The sequence below is a fragment of the Buttiauxella brennerae ATCC 51605 genome (assembly GCF_001654925.1).
Classification (GTDB): Bacteria; Pseudomonadota; Gammaproteobacteria; order Enterobacterales; family Enterobacteriaceae; genus Buttiauxella; species Buttiauxella brennerae.
On sequence record NZ_LXER01000006.1, the window covers coordinates 453,832 to 474,074 of the forward strand.

Genomic DNA, 20,243 nt, shown 5'->3' on the forward strand with positions numbered 1-20,243 from the left:
AATTAGTCTTTGTCGGCCGCAGACAGGCTCACGGAAGAAAGATAGTTCAGCAAAGCAATGTCATTTTCCACACCCAGTTTCATCATGGCTGATTTCTTCTGGCTACTGATGGTTTTGATGCTGCGGTTCAGTTTACGGGCAATTTCGGTCACCAGGAAACCTTCAGCGAACAGGCGCAGTACTTCGCTCTCTTTAGGAGACAAACGCTTGTCGCCGTAACCGCCAGCGCTGATTTTTTCCAGCAGGCGAGAAACGCTCTCAGGAGTGAATTTTTTGCCTTTCTGCAATGCTGCCAGCGCTTTTGGTAAGTCTGTTGGCGCGCCTTGCTTCAGTACAATCCCTTCAATATCAAGTTCTAACACTGCGCTTAAAATGGCAGGGTTGTTGTTCATCGTTAAAACGATGATCGACAGGTGAGGGAAGTGACGCTTGATGTATTTGATAAGCGTAATACCGTCGCCATATTTGTCGCCAGGCATTGAAAGATCGGTTATCAAAACATGAGCATCAAGTTTTGGCAGATTATTGATAAGTGCTGTGGAATCTTCAAACTCACCGACAACATTCACCCACTCGATTTGCTCAAGTGATTTACGAATGCCGAACAGGACAATCGGATGGTCGTCGGCAATAATTACGTTCATACTGTTCATGTAATAGGCTACCTTGCTACAGCAAACTCTTGACGTAAGCGTCAATATCGCTGGTATATTTTTGTATGTTGGTAGCATCACTCTCACGAATGTGATGCTCTAACGTTTCACATAACTGCTTGCCGGGTACCAGGTTGAGCATTGCAAACACCCCTTTCAAGCGGTGAGCTGTCTGCGCTAACGCGACAAAATCGTGCGCCGCAGATTCAGTATACAATCTCCTAACATCTTCCGGTACTGTGTCAACAAACAGAGCGTAATAGCCACTGGCATGAAGCTGCGCATTTTCATCGCCACCTAATGGTGATTCCGAAATACTGTCTTGCGCCAGTTGCTCTTCTATCAGTTGTAGCACCGCATCCTGCATGGCATTACTGATATTAAAGTTAACCCGGAACTGGCCCGGGCCAAGTTTACGCATTCCGTTCTCATCATCGCTTAAAAGCAAACCGGAAGATGTAAGATTAGACGGATTATCTGTCAGGAAGATATCAAACTCTTGACTTGCCAGTCTTTCATCCGGGGTGATGCATTGCGCTCCCCAGTTTTCCAGCAATCGCGTGACGATATTACGCACTTCATTTGAAGTGATATCGATCATCGCGACCACATCATCCAGTAATTTCTCTTCCTGCTCTTCATGTTGTGGCTCGGCAGCCATTTTGATGTGCAGATTGTAACGGGTACCAATTTCATCGCGGGTTTTGATATTCAAATGCCCGCCAAGTTTGCGCGACAATTGGTCGCATAAATAAAATGTTAAACCGTTAGCACGCCCGTAACGATCTTCACTGGTTTCATTCAGGAATGGGAAGTGGAGATTGTCGACTTCGCCACTGCTAATGCCTTCACCGGTATCCAGAATGCGGAATAACAGTCGGTCAGGGCCGGACTCTTCTTCGGTGATATCCAGCGTGATCTTACCAATCTGGGTGGTGGTCACCGCATAATGCAGTATCAGTTGCAGCACTTTGCGCAGCGCTTCCCGGTCGCCGTGGCGTTCTTCGTCGGCACCAAGCTGGTTGTTAATCAGTAATTGCAGGCCCTTGCGTTTGATAACCGGCAACATCTCGAGCGCGACTTCATCAATCAAAGGCTGGATGGCAAACCGTGTTGCATTGGTTTTCCATGTGTCAGTTTCCAGCATATTCAGCAACTGAATTTCATCTACCAGACGCACGATGTTTTGCGCTTCATTGGCAAGTAAACTGGCTTCAGGCGTATTCAGCGCGCTGGCGCGCTCGGCAATACTTTTCACTGGCCCCTGGAGTGCTTCACCGATGTGCTGCATAAATAAAACCTGTCCTTGCTGGTTTTTTTCATACAGGCGCTGAGCTTGTTTGAGTTTTTTGTTCACCAGAATTTCGCGGTCTTGATCGCGAATAACAAAGATTTGAGTGCGTGGAGCAATCTGGCTGCGGAATTGTCGAATCTCGTACAGTTCGTTGTTGACCGTTGCCTGAATAACGCCCTGATGCTGATCGGCCATCGCAATGATGTTTTGCAGATTCAGATGCGGCAGCAGGTGGTCGGCAATCTTATTGCTGATGACCGTGCGGTTTGAGTCGAGATCATGCACTAACAGGCCCAGTGGCAGCTGCGAAACAATCTCTTCATTTAATGCACGCAGAATTTGTAATTCGCCGTTACCGCTTTGCACTTCGGCAGGTCGTACAGTTTGTTGACGAAAAGTCGTGAAGCCAAACAGTGCCAGCACCAGCAGGCCAATATTGAGCAGCAGCGGGAATAAAATATTCTGCAGGGTGTCCATCAACAAGGTGCCGAGCGGAACCTGCCAGACCAGTCGCAGATGCGTGGTGGCAATCGGAGCGGCTATCTCAATTTTTGCACCATTAAAGTTAATGGCAACACTGTCCGGGCTTTCTTTCTCAGAACCGCTGGCCGACAGTTGGGTATCATTATTTTCCAGACGGAAGCTATCGAGAACCATCATTGGCGGGATCAGGTCATTGATGGGTAAATCAAATGCCACAACCGTTGCCAGATGGCCCGGCTGGTTAAAGGTCGTGCGAAGGGTGAAGTAGTAACCGTTTTGCCACGCCAGATGGCGCAGTGAGGAAAAACTTTCACGCTCATCCAGCGCATTTGCTTGCTGAAGCATTTCGGCGCGGCGTGAATCGACAATCGAACCGACACCACTTTCTTTCAGGCCGGAAGAGAGATCTTTAAGCGGTAAAGTAGAAACCAGGATCATGCTGTTATCCTGGCCGTTTAAATAGTACATCGACCACGGGCTATTTTCAGCGCCCCACAACGTATCCAGATAGGTCGAGATACGTTGTGTCATATCCAGAGTTGAACTGTCGTGGGAGCCAAAAATCAGGGCTTCGGTTTTACGACGTGGTTTCTCTAAATAGTACACATCCTGGCGCAGGCGAGTTTCTTGCAAACCGTCACTTGCGGGTGCGGTTGAAACGGCGATGTTGTCATAGATTTGCCAGGTGGCGTAACGATAAGTATCGACCCTTTTTTGCAGGCCGTGGGTGATATCGACAATCTGATAGCTTTTATCTTTCAGCCAGATATTGACGGCGCTTTGCACTATGACACCCATAGCAACCAGCAGCACTACTATCAATAGCAGGAAGAAGCGCGTGATATTGCCGGGGATAAGCGAAAATTTATTAGGGATCATACGGTCTGACTGACTCATTGTTAGCGCGCAACCCGGCGAGCATTCGCCACTTAAAAAATCCACTGCTCTGCCAGGCAAGCCAGCAGGCGTTGTAGCTGTTAGTAAGAAACCAACACGTCCAGAGTAAGAATACCTGTAACAGGCGTTGGCGTCATCGTCTGTCTTTAAAACTCAACGAGTATAATTCTAAATCCGCACATTTCCAGGTTGTTGATAATTAGCCAAAATAACGTCGCTAAATCGCGGGTATTTTAATCGATTTCGAGTGCTATTTTTGTACAGTCATAGTTTTTTTGTACAACTATTATTTTTGAAATGATTGTTTATTTAGGTTTTCTTTTCTGCAAAAGATCACTGCGGGAGCGAAGGTGTCAGGGGGATTTCTTAATAGTCGTTACTTTTTAGGCAGGAGTAGCACAAAATGATTAAAGTTACGTAAAGAAGCGTAAAAAAAACCGGATGCAAGCATCCGGTCCAAAATAGGGGTAAACAGACATTCAAAGATGAATGACGGTAATAAATAAAGTTAATGATGATAGCGGGAGTTATTTTATATATAAATCATAGGTATGTTTTGACATTCAGTGCTACACACGATATTTGTTTGTAACTTATTGAAAATTAGTTATGTTTTATTCTTTTTGACTATTAGTGCTTATATTGTTGTCTTTTCGTGCTTTAAAAAGTTCCCTTATATTTACATTTTGAAACACGTATATGGATAAATGAAACATCTCTATGGTTTTAGTATCATATTCGGATTGGATTAATCTGTATTTGTTTTGGACAATGGGTTAGCCGACTGATTAGAGAATTAATCAGTAAGCAGTGGCATATAAAAAGGCATATAACAATATAGAGGGTTAATAACATGAAAGTTAAAGTACTGTCCCTCCTGGTTCCAGCATTGCTGGTTGCAGGCACCGCTCATGCGGCCGAAATTTATAACAAAGACGGCAACAAATTAGATCTGTACGGTAAAGTAGATGGTTTGCACTACTTCTCTGACGACAAAGGCGCTGACGGTGATCAGTCTTATGTGCGTATCGGTTTCAAAGGTGAAACTCAGATTAATAGCCAACTGACCGGTTACGGCCAGTGGGAATACAACGTTCAGGCGAACAACACCGAAGGCAGCAGCGACCAGGCGTGGACTCGTCTTGGTTTCGCAGGTATTCGTGTCGCTGACTACGGTTCATTCGACTACGGTCGTAACTACGGCGTAGTTTATGATGTAACTTCATGGACTGACGTACTGCCAGAGTTCGGTGGCGATACTTACGGTTCTGATAACTTCCTGCAATCTCGTGCGAACGGCGTTGCAACTTACCGTAACACCGACTTCTTCGGTCTGGTTGACGGCCTGAACTTTGCTCTGCAATACCAGGGTAAAAACGGCAGCGTTTCTGGCGAAGGTTCTACTCAGAACGGTCGTGGCGCTCTGAAACAGAACGGTGACGGCTTCGGCGGCTCCCTGACTTATGATCTGGGCGAAGGTTTCAGCCTGGGTTCAGCTATCTCTAGCTCCAAGCGTACTACTGACCAGAACAACATGGCTGTAGGTGAAGGCGATCGCGCTGAAACTTACACTGGCGGTCTGAAATATGACGCTAACAACGTTTACCTGGCAACTCAGTACACCCAAACTTACAACGCAACTCGCGCTGGTGATCTGGGCTTTGCTAACAAAGCACAGAACTTTGAAGTTGTAGCTCAGTACCAGTTCGACTTCGGTCTGCGTCCTTCCGTTGCTTACCTGCAGTCCAAAGGTAAAGACATCGAAGGTTACGGCGACCAGGATCTGGTTAAATATGTTGATGTTGGCGCGACTTACTACTTCAACAAAAACATGTCTACCTACGTTGATTACAAAATCAACCTGCTGGACGAAAACGAATTCACTCGTAACGCTGGCGTCGGTACCGATGACATCGTAGGTGTTGGTCTGGTTTACCAGTTCTAATTCCTGCTTAAGAAGTGTGAGTTCTAAAAGGCGCCTCCGGGCGCCTTTTTTACATCTGGACCCTCAACAACCTGCACTTTAAAGCCAATTTTTCTGCCAGTTGGTGTACCCTTTTGCGCTCAATCAGGAGAGAGACACAATGGACTTACGATTACTACGTTATGGCCTGCTTGCCATCGTTCTGGGGGCGCTCGCGGGCTGTGATAATCCAACGGCTAAAAGCAGCAATAGCGGCATGGTGCTGGAAGGCAAAACCATGGGCACCTACTGGCGCGCAAGCCTCGCCGGAGTAGATAACACACGCCAGAGTGAGCTGCGGGAAAAAATTCAGACGCAACTGGACGGCGATGACCGCCTGCTGTCGACGTATAAAAAAGACTCTGCATTATCGCGCTTCAACCAGTCACCTTCGACGGAGCCTTATCCCGTTGCGGAAGCGATGAGCGATATTGTGACGATGGCTTTGCGCATTGGCGCGAAAACAGACGGCGCGATGGATATCACCGTTGGGCCGCTGGTCAATCTGTGGGGTTTTGGCCCGGATAAACAGCCAATAAAAACGCCGGATCAGGCGCAAATTGATGCTGCGAGAGCACTAACAGGCCTGCATCATCTGACCGTGATTAATCAGGCGGGGAAGCAGTGGTTACAAAAAGATCTTCCTGGTTTGTATGTTGATCTTTCTACCATGGGCGAAGGCTACGCGGCCGATCATCTGGCGCGTTTAATGGAGCAAAACGGGATCAGCCGTTACCTGGTTTCTGTTGGCGGGGCGGTTGTGACGCGCGGAACTAATGCCGATGGCAAAGCCTGGCGTGTGGCCATCCAGAAACCGACCGATCGTGAAAACGCGGTGCAGGCAGTGGTTGATCTTAACGGGCATGGCATCAGCACGTCAGGAAGCTATCGTAATTACTACGAACTGGATGGCAAACGCCTGTCGCACGTGATTGATCCACAAACCGGCCAACCGATTCAGCATAAGCTGGTTTCTGCGACCGTGATTTCCCCCACGGCGATGGAAGCAGATGGCTGGGATACTGGCCTGATGGTCCTGGGTACTGAAAAAGCGAAACAAGTCGCCCAAAAAGAGGGGCTGGCGGTCTATTTGATCACCAAAGAAGGCGACAGCTTCAGTACCTGGATGTCGCCACAATTTAAAACATTCCTGTTAAGCGAGTAAAATTAGAAAGCAAGATTACGGGTTTTCCAGCATGAAGAAGCTGTCAGAGTCATACCATGACAGCAAAACTTAAGGAGCCAGTCATGAAAGATTTCCATGATCAAACCCATGATGAAAGCCGCTGGCAGGCTGTGGAAACCCGTGATAATCGTGCTGATGGGCAGTTTGTTTTTGCGGTGAAAACCACAGGGATCTGCTGCCGACCTTCCTGCAGCGCTCGCCACCCGCTGCGTAAAAATGTGCTTTTCTTTGAAAGTGTTGAAGAGGCTGTGAAAGCAGGTTTTCGCCCCTGTAAACGCTGCCAGCCAGATAAACTGGCGCCGCAACAGCAACGTATTGACCGCATCACTCAGGCCTGCCGAATCCTCGAAACCAGCAGCGAGCGTATTGTTCTTGCAGAACTCGCGCAGCGCGTGGCGATGAGCCCGTTTCATTTCCATCGGCTTTTTAAACAGGTTACCGGTTTAACGCCCCAGGCTTTCCAAAAAGCGGTGCGGGCAAAACGGCTGCGCGAACAACTGACTCAGGGTGAACCTGTCACACGTGCAGTTTATGAGGCGGGCTACCAATCTGGCAGCAACTATTACCAGCAAGCAGACGCGGTATTAGGGATGACAGCTAAGCAATATCGGCAGGGCGGGGAACGCGCCTGGGTTCATTTTGTTGTGGGTACTTGTCGTCTGGGTGAGTTTTTGGTCGCACAGAGTGAACGCGGTATTTGCGCCATACTGTTAGGCAGCAATGCAAAAACGCTCATTGCTGAGCTGGAAACATTGTTCCCGCACGCTTCATTAACCGCAGGTGATGAACAGTTTTCCCGGCGAGTGGCGCAAATCGTGAGTTGTATTGAACACCCAGGCCAGCAGCTTGCATTGCCACTGGATATTCAGGGCACGGCATTTCAGCAGCAAGTCTGGCAGGCGCTGCGTGAAATCCCTGTCGGGCAGACGGCGAGCTATCGCGACATTGCCGAACGCATTGGTAAACCGCAGGCGGTTCGCGCCGTGGCTGGGGCATGTGCGGCAAATAAACTGGCCGTCATTATCCCGTGTCACCGTGTGGTGCGCCACGACGGGGCGCTTTCTGGCTACCGCTGGGGCGTTGAACGTAAGCGCCAACTTCTTGAGATTGAGGCCGAACAGCAGGGGGAGTGAGTGATGCTCGATTTATTTGCCGATGAAGCGCCGTGGCAAGAGCCGCTGGCTGATGGCGCGGTTATCCTGCGCCGCTTTGCCTGTGCTAATGCGCAGGCATTGATTGCGCAAATTTCGGCCCTCGCCGCACTTTCTCCGTTTCGCCAGATGGTGACGCCAGGCGGTTATACCATGTCAGTGGCGATGACCAACTGTGGCGACGTGGGCTGGACGACCAATCAACACGGCTATCTTTATTCCCCGATTGACCCGCTAACCACACACCCCTGGCCCGCGATGCCGGATATTTACCGGGGTTTATCCGATGCCGCATCAAAGGCGGCGGGCTATGTGGATTTTACCCCCGATGCCTGCCTGATAAACCGCTATGCACCAGGCGCCAAACTTTCGCTGCATCAGGATAAAGACGAACTCAACCTGCAACAGCCCATTGTGTCGGTTTCGCTGGGTTTACCGGCGGTGTTTCAGTTTGGCGGCCTGAATCGTAACGACCCGCTAAAAAGAGTGATGCTGGAGCACGGCGATGTGGTGGTGTGGGGCGGGCCTTCGCGGCTGTTTTATCATGGGATTTTACCGCTTAAACCCGCGCATCATCCTGCTACCGGTGAGTTTCGTTTTAATCTGACGTTCCGCCACACCCGTTAACACGAATATTAATAAGAATTATTCTTGCTGTTAGAAGCGAGCCGTTTAAACTGCTCGCTGTTTTCGTTTTACGGGTTGTGAGTCATGGAACTTTTGCGTGTGGTTTACCGGCAGTATCGCTGGCCTTTCTTGATAGTTATGGCATTGAGCCTGCTCAGCGCGGCGTTAGGTATCGGTTTGATCGCCTTTATTAATCTGCGGCTGATTGAAACGCCCGATCTCTCTCTTTCGGTGCTACCGGAATTTCTCGGTCTGTTGTTGCTGTTAATGGCGGTGACATTAGGCTCACAGCTGGCGCTAACCACACTCGGCCACCATTTTGTGTTCCGTCTACGCAGCGAATTTATTAAACGCCTGATGGATACGCACGTCGAACGGGTTGAACAACTCGGCAATGCGGCACTGCTGGCAGGTTTAACCAGCGATGTGCGCAACATTACCATTGCCTTTGTACGCCTGCCGGAACTGGTTCAGGGGATTATTTTGACCTTTGGTTCAGCGGCGTACCTGGCGTGGTTATCGCCAAAAATGCTCGGTGTCACGGCGATTTGGGTCGCGGTAACCATCTATGGTGGCTATGTTCTGGTGGCGCGAGTTTACAAGCACCTGGCGCAGTTGCGTGAAATTGAAGACCAGCTTTACAACGATTACCAGACCGTGATTGAAGGGCGCAAAGAACTGGCGTTAAACCGCGAACGAGCTGAACGCGTCTATGAAGACACTTACACTCCTCATGCTAACGATTATCGCAGCCATATTATTCGCGCGGATACCTACCATCTGAGTGCGGTGAACTGGTCGAATATTATGATGCTCGGCGTGATTGGCCTGGTGTTCTGGATGGCAAACAGCCTCGGCTGGTCCGATACCAATGTTGCCGCGACGTTCTCCCTCACACTCCTGTTCTTACGCACGCCGATGCTGTCGGCCATTGGCGCATTGCCAACATTATTGACGGCACAAGTCGCGTTCAACAAACTCAACAAATTCCACCTGGCGCCTTACGATGCTGCGTTCCCACGCAGTCTTGAACCTGCGCACTGGCAAACCCTGGAAATGCGCGATGTGGTGTTCCAGTACGGTGATAACACCTTCTCCGTCGGGCCGTTGAACTTCAAAATTGAACGAGGCGAACTGCTGTTCTTGATTGGCGGCAATGGCAGCGGAAAATCTACCATGGCGATGTTGCTGACCGGGCTTTACCAGCCGGTATCTGGCGCAATTTATCTGGATGGTAAAAAGATTGATGCCAGCAATCAGGATGATTATCGCAAACTGTTTTCTGCGGTATTTACCGATGTCTGGTTGTTTGATCGCCTGCTCGGCCCGCAGGGTGAACAGGCGAATCCTGAGCTGGTGGCGACCTGGCTTGAGCGCCTGAAAATGAGCCACAAGTTAGAGCTGGAAAATGGCACCATCCTCAATCTCAAACTCTCGAAAGGGCAGAAAAAACGCGTCGCTTTACTGCTGGCGTTAGCGGAAGAGCGCGACATCATTCTTCTCGATGAATGGGCCGCCGACCAGGACCCGCATTTCCGCCGCGAGTTCTACCAGACGCTGTTGCCACTGATGCAGCAAATGGGCAAAACCATTTTTGCCATCAGCCATGACGATCATTACTTTATTCATGCTGACCGGTTACTGGAAATGCGCCAGGGGCAACTCAGTGAATTAACCGGCCACGAGCGCGAGCATGCCTCAAGAGATGCCGTCGCGAGAACTGACAACTGATCAATAAAACCAGCCTTAATCGGCTGGTTTTTTGTTTTATGGGCTTGAAAGGGCTATAACTTAGCTCGTCGTTCTCAGGGAAAAATGCCAGATGTCTGTCACTTCAAAGTACAGTACTAAACACCGCGCGCAAGACCGAGCCCGAATCCTCCAAATTCTGTTAACCAATAAAGCCGTTGCCACAGGTATTCTGGGCAAGCTGCCGCAGCCTGAAGCACAAACTCCCGAACAGGATATTTCAGAGATTGTCTCGCTGGTGGCGAGGCTGCCGGCCGCCGATCTTGCTGACGTGCTGGAAGCATTGCCGACGGAAGAGCGCCACGCGTTGTGGAGCCTTTTAAAAGACGACCAGCGCGGTAAAGTGCTGATTGAGGCCGCCGAAACCGTCTGGGATGACTTGATTGAAGGCATGAGCGACAAGGCGTTGCTCAATATCATTCGCCCGCTGGATATCGACGACCAGATTTACCTCGCGCAATATTTGCCGCGTGACTTGATGGGGCGCTTGCTGGCAACCATGCCGCAGGAACAACGCACCCGCGTACGACAAGTGCTGCACTATGACAAACACAGTGTTGGCGCGATTATGGATTTCGAAGTCATTACTGTGCGGGCAGATGTCACGCTTGCGGTAGTGCAACGTTTCCTGCGTTTACGCGGTAAAGTGCCGCAAAACACCGATAAGGTTTTTGTCACCACGCGTGATAAAACCCTGATAGGCGAATTAGGATTGACCACCATTTTACTGCACGCGCCGCAGACGTTGGTGTTGAATGTCATGGACGACAACCCCACCTGTTTTGCCCCGGAAGATAACGATGAAATTGCCGCGCGTACCTTTGAACGTGATGACTTAGTCAGTGCGGCGGTTATCGACAGCAGTGGCAAACTGATTGGCCGATTGACCATCGATGAAATCGTTGACGTGGTTTATGAAGAAACCGATAACGATTTGCGTCGTATGGGTGGTTTGAGTGCCGAAGAAGATGTCTTCGCTCCGGTCAGTAAAGCGGTAAAAGCACGTTGGGCATGGCTTGCCATTAACCTGTGCACCGCCTTTGTCGCCTCACGTGTTATCGGCCTGTTTGAACACACCATTTCCCAACTTGTTGCACTGGCTTCGCTCATGCCGATTGTTGCAGGCATTGGCGGAAATACCGGCAACCAGACTATCACCATGATTGTGCGGGCACTGGCGCTGCAACATATCCAGCCGGGGAACTTCTCGTTCTTAGTGTTGCGTGAACTTGGCGTGGCCTTGTTTAACGGGATTGTCTGGGGCGGCGTAATGGGCTGCGTCACCTGGCTTCTCTACGACGACCTGGCACTTGGTGGCGTGATGACGCTTGCGATGGTGCTCAATTTGTTGGTGGCATCGCTGATGGGCGTGCTGATCCCAATGATCATGATGCGGCTGGGGAAAGACCCGGCGGTTGGTTCGAGCGTACTGATAACCGCTATTACCGACACCGGGGGGTTCTTTATTTTCCTTGGGCTCGCAACGATATTCTTGCTTTAGCTTTTACCGAATGAATCGGCTCGCCAGGTAAACTTTCCCGCTGCCGTGCCGATAAGTTCTGTAGTTTCCTTCGTAGCATCGTTATATTATGTAATACATAACGAAACTCAATGGAGTAAAACATGGCTAAGCAGTGGGTACATCTGGCATTAGGCGCCGCGTTGAGCGTCACAATGGTCGCGCAGGCATCTGCCGATAACAGTAAAATTACCGTTTTTGCAGCAGCATCTTTAACCAATGCGATGCAGGATATTGCGACCCAGTATCAGAAAGGTAAAACCGTTGAAATCGCTTCTTCGTTTGCCTCATCTTCAACGCTGGCACGCCAGATTGAAGCGGGTGCGCCTGCGGATCTCTTCATCTCTGCCGACCAGAAATGGATGGATTACGCCGTTAGCAAAGACGCGATTAAAGCTGATTCCCGTATCACTTTGCTTGGCAACAGCCTTGTGGTTGTTGCGCCTAAAGCCAGCAAACTTGGCGATGTTGCGATTGATGCGAAAACCGACTGGGCTTCATTGCTGAAAGGCGGCCGCCTGGCTGTTGGCGACCCGGACCACGTTCCGGCAGGTATTTATGCCAAAGAAGCGCTGCAAAAATTGGGCGCGTGGGATACGCTCTCGCCAAAACTTGCTCCTGCAGAAGATGTCCGTGGCGCACTGGCGCTGGTTGAACGCGACGAAGCACCGATTGGTATCGTGTATGGTTCAGATGCTGTTGCCAGCAAAGGCGTGAAAGTTGTTGGCACATTCCCTGAAGATTCCCACAAAAAAGTGGAATACCCGATTGCCATTGTGAAAGGCCACGACAACCCAACGGTAAGTGCGTTCTACACCTATCTGAAAGGACCGGAAGCGGGAGCTATCTTCCAACGTTACGGATTTACGACAATCAAATGATATTGACCGATCCCGAATGGCAGGCGGTACTGCTGAGCCTGAAAGTCTCAACCCTTGCGGTATTGTTTAGTCTTCCTTTTGGGATCTTCTTTGCCTGGGTGCTGGTGCGTTGCCGGTTCCCGGGTAAAGCCTTACTCGACAGCATTATCCATCTCCCCTTAGTGCTGCCGCCCGTTGTGGTCGGTTATTTATTGCTGATTGCGATGGGGAGGCGTGGGGTGATTGGCTCCTGGATTTACGACGTTTTTGGTATCACTTTCGCGTTTAGCTGGCGCGGCGCGGTGCTTGCCGCCGCGGTGATGTCATTCCCGCTGATGGTTCGGGCAATTCGCCTGGCACTGGAAGGCGTGGATATGAAACTCGAACAGGCGGCCCGCACGCTCGGTGCCGGGCGCTGGCGCGTGTTTTGTACCATCACGCTGCCCCTGACATTGCCCGGCATTATTGCCGGAACCGTGCTGGCATTTGCGCGTTCACTCGGTGAATTCGGTGCCACTATCACCTTCGTTTCAAACATCCCCGGCGAAACGCGCACCATTCCTTCGGCGATGTATACCCTGATTCAAACCCCTGGTGGCGAAAATGCAGCGGCGCGATTGTGTGTCATTTCCATCGTGCTGGCGCTGGTCTCTTTGCTGGTGGCCGAATGGCTGGCACGACAGAGCCGTAAACGGATAGGGGCATTCTGATGCTGGAGCTGAATTTCGTTCAGACGCTGGGCGACCACCGACTCGCCATCAATGAAACCTTACCTGGGCAGGGAATTACTGCGGTATTTGGCGTTTCAGGCGCAGGGAAAACCTCGCTGATTAACGCCATTAGCGGACTGACTCGCCCGCAAGAGGGGCGAATCGTCCTGAACGACCGTGTATTAAGTGATGCGGAAAATAAACGTTTCCTTGCTCCTGAGAAACGGCGTATCGGTTACGTGTTCCAGGATGCGCGGCTATTCCCGCACTACCGCGTGCGCGGCAACCTGAAATACGGTATGCCGCGATCCGCCGCCGGACAGTTCGACAAACTAGTGGCATTGCTGGGAATTGAACCGCTGTTAGAACGCTTCCCATGGAGTTTGTCGGGTGGTGAAAAACAGCGCGTCGCGATTGGTCGCGCTTTGTTAACCTCGCCAGAACTGCTGCTGCTCGACGAACCCCTGGCTTCGCTGGATATCCCACGTAAACGTGAACTGCTGCCGTATCTGCAACGCCTGGCGCGGGAAATTAATATCCCGATGCTGTATGTCAGCCACTCGCTGGAAGAGATCCTACATCTGGCGGATAAAGTGCTGGTACTCGACGGCGGCGAAGTGAAAGCCTTTGGCAACCTGGAAGAAGTATGGGGCAGCAGTGTCATGCACCCGTGGTTGCCGAAAGAGCAGCAAAGTAGCGTGTTGAAAGTGACAGTTTTGGAACATCATCCGCATTACGCCATGACCGCGCTGGCGCTGGGTGACCAGCATTTGTGGGTCAATAAGCTCGACAGGCCATTGCAGACGGCATTGCGTATTCGTATTCAGGCGTCGGATGTTTCATTGATTCTCCAGCCGCCGGTGAACAGCAGTATCCGTAACGTGTTGCGCGCCAAAGTTGCCCAGTGTTATGACGATGAAGGGCAGGTGGAAGTGCAACTGGAAGTGGGTTCAAGAACGCTCTGGGCGCGTATCAGCCCGTGGGCGCGGGATGAGCTCATGATTAAACCGGGCCAGTGGCTGTACGCACAAATTAAGAGTGTTTCGATTACCGCGTGATTTTTTGTCGGGGGATGGGCGCAAGCGACATCCACCGCTTTTCACCAAACTAAATTAAATGCTTATAAATCGTTTCTGCGATACCTGTTTCCAGGTTGGTGCCAATCACTAAATCCGCACGCGCTTTAATCTCGTCAACGGCATTGCCCATCGCCACGCCAAGACCCGCGCTTTCCAGCATGCTTAAGTCATTGAAGTTATCGCCAAACGCAATCACCTGGCTCATTGATAAGCCTTGTGACTCAACCCATTGCGCCAGACGCTTGCCTTTGCTGTTGCCGATTTGTGCAACATCAACCTGATCATGCCATGACCATTCGCAAGCCAGCCCCAACTCTTGTTCGACAACCTGAGTGAAGTTTTTCAATTTCGTGGTGTCTTCATCAGTCAGCGCAAATTTCCAGATAGCGTTAACTTCATGGGCGGCTTCACGCAGAGAGTCCACATGGCGGAACACCGGACGCTGCGATTCCGGCAATGATTTTGCCCAGTTTTCGGCACGCAAAACATGGCCAGTTGGCGCCTGATACAGCATTGCATCATCGACATACATCAGCCCATGAACATTGTGGGTATCCAGTAAATCAATCAACTGATTGGCCTGCTGCGGTTGTAATGGATCGGACTCAAGAACCTTTTTCGCATGATAATCATACAAATAAGTGCCATTACAGCAAATTGCAGGTGTATCCAGGGTCAGTGCCTGATAAAAAGGATGGATGGCAACGTGATGACGGCCCGTCACAATGACAACTTTCACGCCAGCGTCACGTGCGCGTTGTAAAGCTGTCAGTGATTCAGGAAGAATGGTTTTTTGCGGCGTGAGTAACGTGCCGTCGAGATCAAGGGCGATTACGCGATAAGTCATTTAGGGTTCCAGTCAAATTTAGAATCATAAGGCCTGTGCCGATTTTACACTCCATGTGGTGTTGTTCAAAATGCCAACACGAGTCGGTAAAACGCACTACCCTTGTGACTATTACTCAAGACGTTGGGAGAGAGAGATTTCATGAAACAAACAGTCTATACCGCCAGCCCGGAAAACCAGCAAATTCACGTCTGGCAGCTTAATCCTGGTGGTGAGCTTACGCTTGTGCAAGTGGTTGATGTTCCAGGCCAGGTTCAGCCAATGGTTATCAGCCCTGACAAACGTTACCTGTACGTTGGCGTGCGCCCAGAGTTTCGCGTTATCGCGTACCGCATTACGCCAGACGACGGCTCGCTCACCGAAGCGGGAGTTGCGTCAATACCGGGCAGTCCGACACACATTTCTACCGATCATCAGGGGCGTTTCTTGTTCAGCGCTTCATACAATTCAGGCAGCGTAAGCGTTGTCAGCCTGAGTAATGATGGCCTACCGGGCGAAGTTGTTGATGTTGTTGAAGGGTTAGAAGGTTGCCACTCAGCCAATATTTCCCCTGATAACCGCACGCTTTGGGTGCCTGCGCTCAAGCAAGATCGCATTTGCCAGTTTACGCTGTCAGACGACGGCAACCTGGTTGCGCAGACTCCTGCGGAAGTGACCACTGTAGAAGGTGCCGGGCCGCGCCATATGGCGTTCCATCCAAATCAAAAATATGCTTATTGCGTCAATGAGCTCAATGGTTCTGTTGATGTCTGGGAGCTGAAAAACGCTAACGGCAAAATTGAATGCGTGCAGACGTTGGATATGATGCCTCCAGGCTTCTCAGATACTCGCTGGGGCGCAGATATCCACATTACACCTGATGGTCGTCATCTTTACACCTGTGACCGTACCGCCAGCATTATCACGGTATTTAGCGTGTCAGAAGATGGCAGTGTGCTTGCGGTGGAAGGCTACCAGCCAACTGAAACGCAACCGCGCGGTTTCAACATTGACCACAGCGGTAAATATCTGATTGCAGCCGGGCAGAAATCGCACCATATCGCGGTTTATCAGATTAACGGTGAGCAAGGCTTGCTGGAAGAGAAGGGCCGTTATGCCGTAGGCCAGGGGCCGATGTGGGTTGTGGTAAACGCAGTATAAATTTTTAATTATGCTGATAAAAAAAACCTCGCGATTGCGAGGTTTTTTATTTTGTGCACAGCGCTGATTTTACTCGGCAACTACCGTGCTACCTACACCGCGGTTGTTGAACTCCCACAGGCGGTTGGCGTTAGCATCATTCAGGTCGCGCTGGATTTCGCCTTTCTCGCCTTTAGTACCGATATTGCCGGTAAATGGACGTTTAGAACTGGCGGCATCTGCCCAAGGTTTCGCGCTGTTGAAGCCTTCGTTGATCACGCTGTCACGGATAACAACCTGGCCATTAGATGTCTGGCCTGCGGCGTAACCGTTTTCCGTTGCTTCGATATCCCAGGCACGGCCCAGTTGCGCGACGTTATCACCTGCGGCGGTGAAGCGGCTGTTGATTGCCAGGAAACCGTAATACAGGTTTGGCTGTGTTGCTGGTGCAAACACATAGCCTTCCTGGGTACGGCTGTTCACCAGGCGGAAATCAGTGTTATCAAATACCACTGCACCACGGCCTGCAACGACATCTACATCACCTTCGACGTAGCTGTTAGTTACCAGCGTGCGTGGCTGGCGGTCAGTCAACATGCGGTTTTGCACATCGCTGTTAGTCACCAGGAAGGTGTTCTGGCGGCCCAGCAGGTGAACATTGTTCAACTGAACTTTGTCGCCATCGGTACGCAGTGCTACAGCCTGATGGTTACTGGCATCAACACTGTCACCCAGGGTATTAGCGATGGTCAGGTTTTGCATCTGCAGGCCATTGTTCTGTGACCAGACTGCGGCAGAACACATCACGCCAACTGTGGCGTTACGCTTGCTCTGGCAGCTATCAAACATATACCAGGCGGGTTTACCCGGCATATATTTGCCACCCGGGTTAACCGCACGGCGCCAGGTGTTCACATCAATTTCAGAATCCAACGGCATAGTGATTTTTACATCACTGGCGTTGTCCGTGGTGCCGTACAGCGTCACGCTGCCGGAACCTGCTGGAATATAAACGGTGCCGACATACTCGCCTGGCTGAATAGCAATGTACTGGCGGGTGTTGCTGTGCTTCATCATGGCTGCATCGACAGCGGCCTGAATAGAGGTGTGAGTCACACCTTCGCCACCGGCAGTGCCAACAACAAAGTCAGGCTGCTGCGGAAGGCGAATAGAAGACGGAGTCCACGGCGCTTCATCTTTATTTTTGGATGAGAAGTAACGCGCCTGAACAAAGTTTTGCGCTTCATCTGCCGACAAAATCGGACGAGACTGCGTTCCAGGTGCCACTTGCGTGGACGGTTTTTCTTCTGGCGGTGTAGAGCTACAGGCCGATAGCGCCACAGCAAAAGCGAGCACAGCTGCCCGACGAGAAACAGAGAAGGTGTTCAAGGGTTGCTCCTTGCAGTGCAAATTTAAAAGGGGATCATAAAGCCTGCTTTTTTATACTAAGTTGAGCAAAACAGGAAGCCGATTATGAAAATCGGCTTTATAAAAAGAGGATTAACTGAACATCGCGGTGACGGAAGCACTTCCTAATGAGTGGAAATGGACATTAAAACCGACCATGGCACCCGATGCATTTTCATCAACCTCAAGTTCTTTAACGTCCAGAGCATAAACGGTAAAGATATAACGGTGAGTTTCGCCTTTTGGCGGCGCAGCCCCGCCATAACCCGCTTTACCAAAATCGGTACGCGTCTGAAGGGCAGGCTCTGGCAAAGCCGCTAAATGAGAACCCGCGCCCTGTGGCAACACGCGTGTATCGGCTGGCAGATTGACCACCACCCAATGCCACCAACCTGAACCGGTAGGCGCATCCGGGTCATAACAGGTGACGACGAAACTTTTAGTCCCGGTGGGAACATCGTCCCACACTAAGTGCGGAGAAATATTGTCGCCGTCGTAACCCATTCCGTTAAAGACATGGCGGTGAGGAAGTTTGTCGCCATCTTTGAAGTCCTGACTTATTAATTTCATGCTCGCTCCTGATGGTTAGAGTTTCAGTCACTAGAGTTTCAGTAGCTTAAGCAGTTCTTCGGCCGCAATCGCTGACGATGCCGGGTTTTGCCCGGTCACTAAATGCCCGTCAACCACAGCATATTCACCCCAGTCATCGGTGCGCTCAAACAATCCACCCGCTTTTTTCAGTTCATCTTCCACCAAAAAAGGCACCACGGCGGTTAAGCCAACGCCGTCTTCTTCGCTGTTGGTAAACCCGGTCACTCGTTTGCCTTTGACCAGTGGCTCACCGTTTGGCTTAGTGACTTTGCGTAACACGCCTGGGGCATGGCAAACCGCAGCAACGGGCTTGCCCGCGGCCCAGAAATGCTCAATCAATTTAATGGAGTGATTATCTTCTGCCAGATCCCACAGCGGGCCGTGGCCGCCGGGGTAAAACACTGCGTCATAATCATCGGCGCGAATGCTTTCAAGTTTTTCGGTGTTGGCTAATAGTTTTTGTGCGGCGGTATCACTGCGAAAGCGTCGGGTGTCATCCGTTTGTGCATCAGGCTCATCGCTTACAGGGTCAAGCGGGGGTTGCCCGCCTTTTGGCGATGCCAGCGTGACATCGAGCCCTGCGTCGTGAAAGACATAATACGGCGCGGCAAACTCCTCAAGCCAAAAGCCTGTGGGTTTGCCGGTATTGCCCAGCTGATTGTGCGAGGTTAAAACCATGAGGATTTTCATCTAAATCTCCCTGTTGGGGACGTGAAAAGATCCTCGAAGTGTAGTGCATCAGCGAGCGGCCTGCAGATTCTCAGCTTTTGAAAAATGCAGGGTTTTGCACCGCAAGGGTCACCGCTTTAATCAATTTTGCCAGTTGTTCACGGCTGATAACGTATGGGGGCATCAGGTAAATTAAACGCCCGAAGGGACGGATCCAGACTCCTTGCTCAACGAAGAATGCCTGAAGTGCCGCCATATCCACCGGGTGATGAGTTTCTACCACGCCAATCGCGCCAAGCACGCGCACATCCGCCACTTGCTCACCATCACGTAAAGGCTCAAGTCCTTCCAGCAACTGTGCTTCAAGTGCTTTAACCTGCTGTTGCCAGTGGCCTTCTTCGAGCAATGCAAGGCTTTCGGCTGCTACTGCACAGGCTAATGGGTTGCCCATAAAAGTAGGGCCATGCATAAAGCACCCGGCTTCGCCGTCGCTGATCGTTTCCGCCACCAGGCGTGTGGTGAGCGTTGCGGAAAGCGTCATCGTACCGCCGGTCAGCGCTTTGCCCAGACACAGAATATCCGGTGAAATTCCAGCATGTTCGCAGGCAAAAAGTTTGCCCGTGCGGCCAAAACCGGTCGCTATCTCATCGGCAATCAGCAAAATTCCTTCGCGGTCGCACATGCGGCGGATTCGACGCAACCATTCCGGATGATAGAAACGCATTCCCCCCGCGCCTTGCACAATTGGCTCAAGGATAACCGCAGCGATTTCATGGCGATGGGCGGCCATTAAACGTGCGAACGGCACGATGTCCATTTCATCCCATTCATCGTCAAAACGGCAATTTGGTGCCGGGGCAAATAGATGTTCTGGCAGGTAGCCTTGCCACAGGCTGTGCATCGAGTTATCCGGGTCACAGACTGACATCGCGCCAAACGTATCGCCATGATAACCATGACGGAAAGTGAGAAAGCGTTGGCGCGGGTCGCCTTTGGCATGCCAGTACTGTAGTGCCATTTTCATTGCGACTTCGACGGCAACGGAGCCGGAGTCAGCGAGGAATACGCATTCGAGATTTTCAGGCGTCATCGCGACCAGTTTGCGGCACAGCGCTACTGCGGGTGGGTGCGTGATCCCGCCAAACATCACATGCGACATCTGGTCAATCTGGTCTTTCATTGCCTGATTTAAGCGCGGGTGATTGTAGCCATGAATCGCCGCCCACCAGGACGACATCCCGTCAACAAGGGCTTTACCATCAGCAAGTTGCAGTTCGCAGCCCGTCGCCCCCACCACCGGATAAACCGGTAACGGTTGAGTCATGGAAGTATACGGGTGCCAGATATGTTGTTGGTCGAACGCTAAATCAGCAGGGGTCATAGGGTGACTTGTAAACCATTTAAAAAAGATTTAGGTTTACAAGTATAACGTCAATCAA

Annotated in this window: 17 protein-coding genes; 10 read left to right on the top strand and 7 right to left on the bottom strand. The window is 51.0% G+C overall.

Going from position 1 to position 20,243, the window contains the following annotated elements; genetic code table 11:
* Positions 1–2: 2 nt before the first annotated feature.
* Together rcsB and rcsD are read right to left on the bottom strand one after the other, a co-directional pair.
* Positions 3–653, bottom strand: a complete 651-nt coding sequence (gene rcsB, locus M975_RS03310; RefSeq protein WP_064557260.1) for a response regulator transcription factor RcsB — start codon at positions 651–653, stop codon at positions 3–5.
* A 16-nt stretch (positions 654–669) separates the two neighbouring features.
* A complete protein-coding gene (gene rcsD, locus M975_RS03315) occupies positions 670–3,309 on the bottom strand; it encodes a phosphotransferase RcsD (protein ID WP_064557262.1) in 2,640 nt (879 codons plus the stop codon).
* 871 nt (positions 3,310–4,180) lie between these two features.
* Here rcsD and M975_RS03320 point away from each other — a divergent pair.
* The 9 genes from M975_RS03320 (at position 4,181) to modC (ending at position 14,150) form a co-directional block, all read left to right on the top strand.
* Positions 4,181–5,272 (top strand): porin OmpC, encoded by a 1,092-nt coding sequence (locus M975_RS03320; RefSeq protein WP_064557264.1) that lies wholly within the window; start codon positions 4,181–4,183, stop codon positions 5,270–5,272.
* Between the two features lie 139 nt (positions 5,273–5,411).
* The gene (gene apbE / locus M975_RS03325; protein WP_064557267.1) at positions 5,412–6,455 is read left to right on the top strand and encodes an FAD:protein FMN transferase ApbE; all 1,044 of its coding nucleotides are present in this window, start codon (positions 5,412–5,414) and stop codon (positions 6,453–6,455) included.
* Positions 6,456–6,538: 83 nt separating this feature from the next.
* Positions 6,539–7,609, top strand: coding sequence for a bifunctional DNA-binding transcriptional regulator/O6-methylguanine-DNA methyltransferase Ada (gene ada / locus M975_RS03330; protein ID WP_064557269.1), 1,071 nt, complete (start codon positions 6,539–6,541; stop codon positions 7,607–7,609).
* 3 nt (positions 7,610–7,612) lie between these two features.
* Positions 7,613–8,254, top strand: a complete 642-nt coding sequence (alkB, locus tag M975_RS03335) for a DNA oxidative demethylase AlkB (RefSeq protein WP_064557663.1) — start codon at positions 7,613–7,615, stop codon at positions 8,252–8,254.
* An 84-nt stretch (positions 8,255–8,338) separates the two neighbouring features.
* Positions 8,339–9,985, top strand: coding sequence for a multidrug ABC transporter permease/ATP-binding protein (locus tag M975_RS03340; RefSeq protein WP_064557271.1), 1,647 nt, complete (start codon positions 8,339–8,341; stop codon positions 9,983–9,985).
* Positions 9,986–10,076: 91 nt separating this feature from the next.
* Positions 10,077–11,504, top strand: a complete 1,428-nt coding sequence (gene mgtE, locus M975_RS03345; RefSeq protein WP_064557273.1) for a magnesium transporter — start codon at positions 10,077–10,079, stop codon at positions 11,502–11,504.
* Positions 11,505–11,626: 122 nt separating this feature from the next.
* Positions 11,627–12,403 carry a molybdate ABC transporter substrate-binding protein gene (modA, locus tag M975_RS03350; protein ID WP_064557275.1) on the top strand — a complete coding sequence of 259 codons (777 nt, stop codon included), beginning with the start codon at positions 11,627–11,629 and terminating at the stop codon, positions 12,401–12,403.
* A complete protein-coding gene (modB, locus tag M975_RS03355; protein WP_064557276.1) occupies positions 12,400–13,092 on the top strand; it encodes a molybdate ABC transporter permease subunit in 693 nt (230 codons plus the stop codon). The genes modA and modB overlap by 4 nt, the downstream gene beginning before the upstream one ends.
* Positions 13,092–14,150, top strand: a complete 1,059-nt coding sequence (modC, locus tag M975_RS03360; protein WP_064557278.1) for a molybdenum ABC transporter ATP-binding protein ModC — start codon at positions 13,092–13,094, stop codon at positions 14,148–14,150. Before modB ends, modC begins: the two co-directional genes overlap by 1 nt.
* 49 nt (positions 14,151–14,199) lie before the next feature.
* On the opposite strand, the gene M975_RS03365 is transcribed toward modC, so the two are convergent.
* Complete coding sequence (locus M975_RS03365; protein WP_064557280.1) at positions 14,200–15,018, bottom strand: pyridoxal phosphatase; 819 nt, start codon at positions 15,016–15,018, stop codon at positions 14,200–14,202.
* A gap of 141 nt (positions 15,019–15,159) precedes the next feature.
* Here M975_RS03365 and pgl point away from each other — a divergent pair, with 141 nt between their 5' ends.
* Entirely contained in the window at positions 15,160–16,158 is a 999-nt protein-coding gene (gene pgl, locus M975_RS03370; protein WP_064557282.1) for a 6-phosphogluconolactonase, read from the top strand.
* 69 nt (positions 16,159–16,227) lie between these two features.
* On the opposite strand, the gene M975_RS03375 is transcribed toward pgl, so the two are convergent.
* The 4 genes from M975_RS03375 to bioA form a co-directional block, all read right to left on the bottom strand.
* Complete coding sequence (locus M975_RS03375; protein WP_064557284.1) at positions 16,228–17,526, bottom strand: putative acyl-CoA thioester hydrolase; 1,299 nt, start codon at positions 17,524–17,526, stop codon at positions 16,228–16,230.
* Between the two features lie 111 nt (positions 17,527–17,637).
* Positions 17,638–18,114: a kinase inhibitor gene (locus M975_RS03380; RefSeq protein ID WP_064557285.1), complete on the bottom strand. Its 477-nt coding sequence runs from the start codon at positions 18,112–18,114 to the stop codon at positions 17,638–17,640.
* 30 nt (positions 18,115–18,144) lie between these two features.
* Positions 18,145–18,825 (bottom strand): type 1 glutamine amidotransferase domain-containing protein, encoded by a 681-nt coding sequence (locus M975_RS03385; RefSeq protein WP_064557288.1) that lies wholly within the window; start codon positions 18,823–18,825, stop codon positions 18,145–18,147.
* Between the two features lie 70 nt (positions 18,826–18,895).
* Positions 18,896–20,185 carry an adenosylmethionine--8-amino-7-oxononanoate transaminase gene (bioA, locus tag M975_RS03390; RefSeq protein WP_064557290.1) on the bottom strand — a complete coding sequence of 430 codons (1,290 nt, stop codon included), beginning with the start codon at positions 20,183–20,185 and terminating at the stop codon, positions 18,896–18,898.
* Positions 20,186–20,243: the final 58 nt, after the last annotated feature.

Coding starts and splice junctions, on each gene's coding strand:
- rcsB (WP_064557260.1), bottom strand. CDS start 653: ATGAACAGTATGAACGTAATTATTGCCGACGACCATCCGATTGTCCTG.
- rcsD (WP_064557262.1), bottom strand. CDS start 3,309: ATGATCCCTAATAAATTTTCGCTTATCCCCGGCAATATCACGCGCTTC.
- M975_RS03320 (WP_064557264.1), top strand. CDS start 4,181: ATGAAAGTTAAAGTACTGTCCCTCCTGGTTCCAGCATTGCTGGTTGCA.
- apbE (WP_064557267.1), top strand. CDS start 5,412: ATGGACTTACGATTACTACGTTATGGCCTGCTTGCCATCGTTCTGGGG.
- ada (WP_064557269.1), top strand. CDS start 6,539: ATGAAAGATTTCCATGATCAAACCCATGATGAAAGCCGCTGGCAGGCT.
- alkB (WP_064557663.1), top strand. CDS start 7,613: ATGCTCGATTTATTTGCCGATGAAGCGCCGTGGCAAGAGCCGCTGGCT.
- M975_RS03340 (WP_064557271.1), top strand. CDS start 8,339: ATGGAACTTTTGCGTGTGGTTTACCGGCAGTATCGCTGGCCTTTCTTG.
- mgtE (WP_064557273.1), top strand. CDS start 10,077: ATGTCTGTCACTTCAAAGTACAGTACTAAACACCGCGCGCAAGACCGA.
- modA (WP_064557275.1), top strand. CDS start 11,627: ATGGCTAAGCAGTGGGTACATCTGGCATTAGGCGCCGCGTTGAGCGTC.
- modB (WP_064557276.1), top strand. CDS start 12,400: ATGATATTGACCGATCCCGAATGGCAGGCGGTACTGCTGAGCCTGAAA.
- modC (WP_064557278.1), top strand. CDS start 13,092: ATGCTGGAGCTGAATTTCGTTCAGACGCTGGGCGACCACCGACTCGCC.
- M975_RS03365 (WP_064557280.1), bottom strand. CDS start 15,018: ATGACTTATCGCGTAATCGCCCTTGATCTCGACGGCACGTTACTCACG.
- pgl (WP_064557282.1), top strand. CDS start 15,160: ATGAAACAAACAGTCTATACCGCCAGCCCGGAAAACCAGCAAATTCAC.
- M975_RS03380 (WP_064557285.1), bottom strand. CDS start 18,114: ATGAAATTAATAAGTCAGGACTTCAAAGATGGCGACAAACTTCCTCAC.
- M975_RS03385 (WP_064557288.1), bottom strand. CDS start 18,825: ATGAAAATCCTCATGGTTTTAACCTCGCACAATCAGCTGGGCAATACC.
- bioA (WP_064557290.1), bottom strand. CDS start 20,185: ATGACCCCTGCTGATTTAGCGTTCGACCAACAACATATCTGGCACCCG.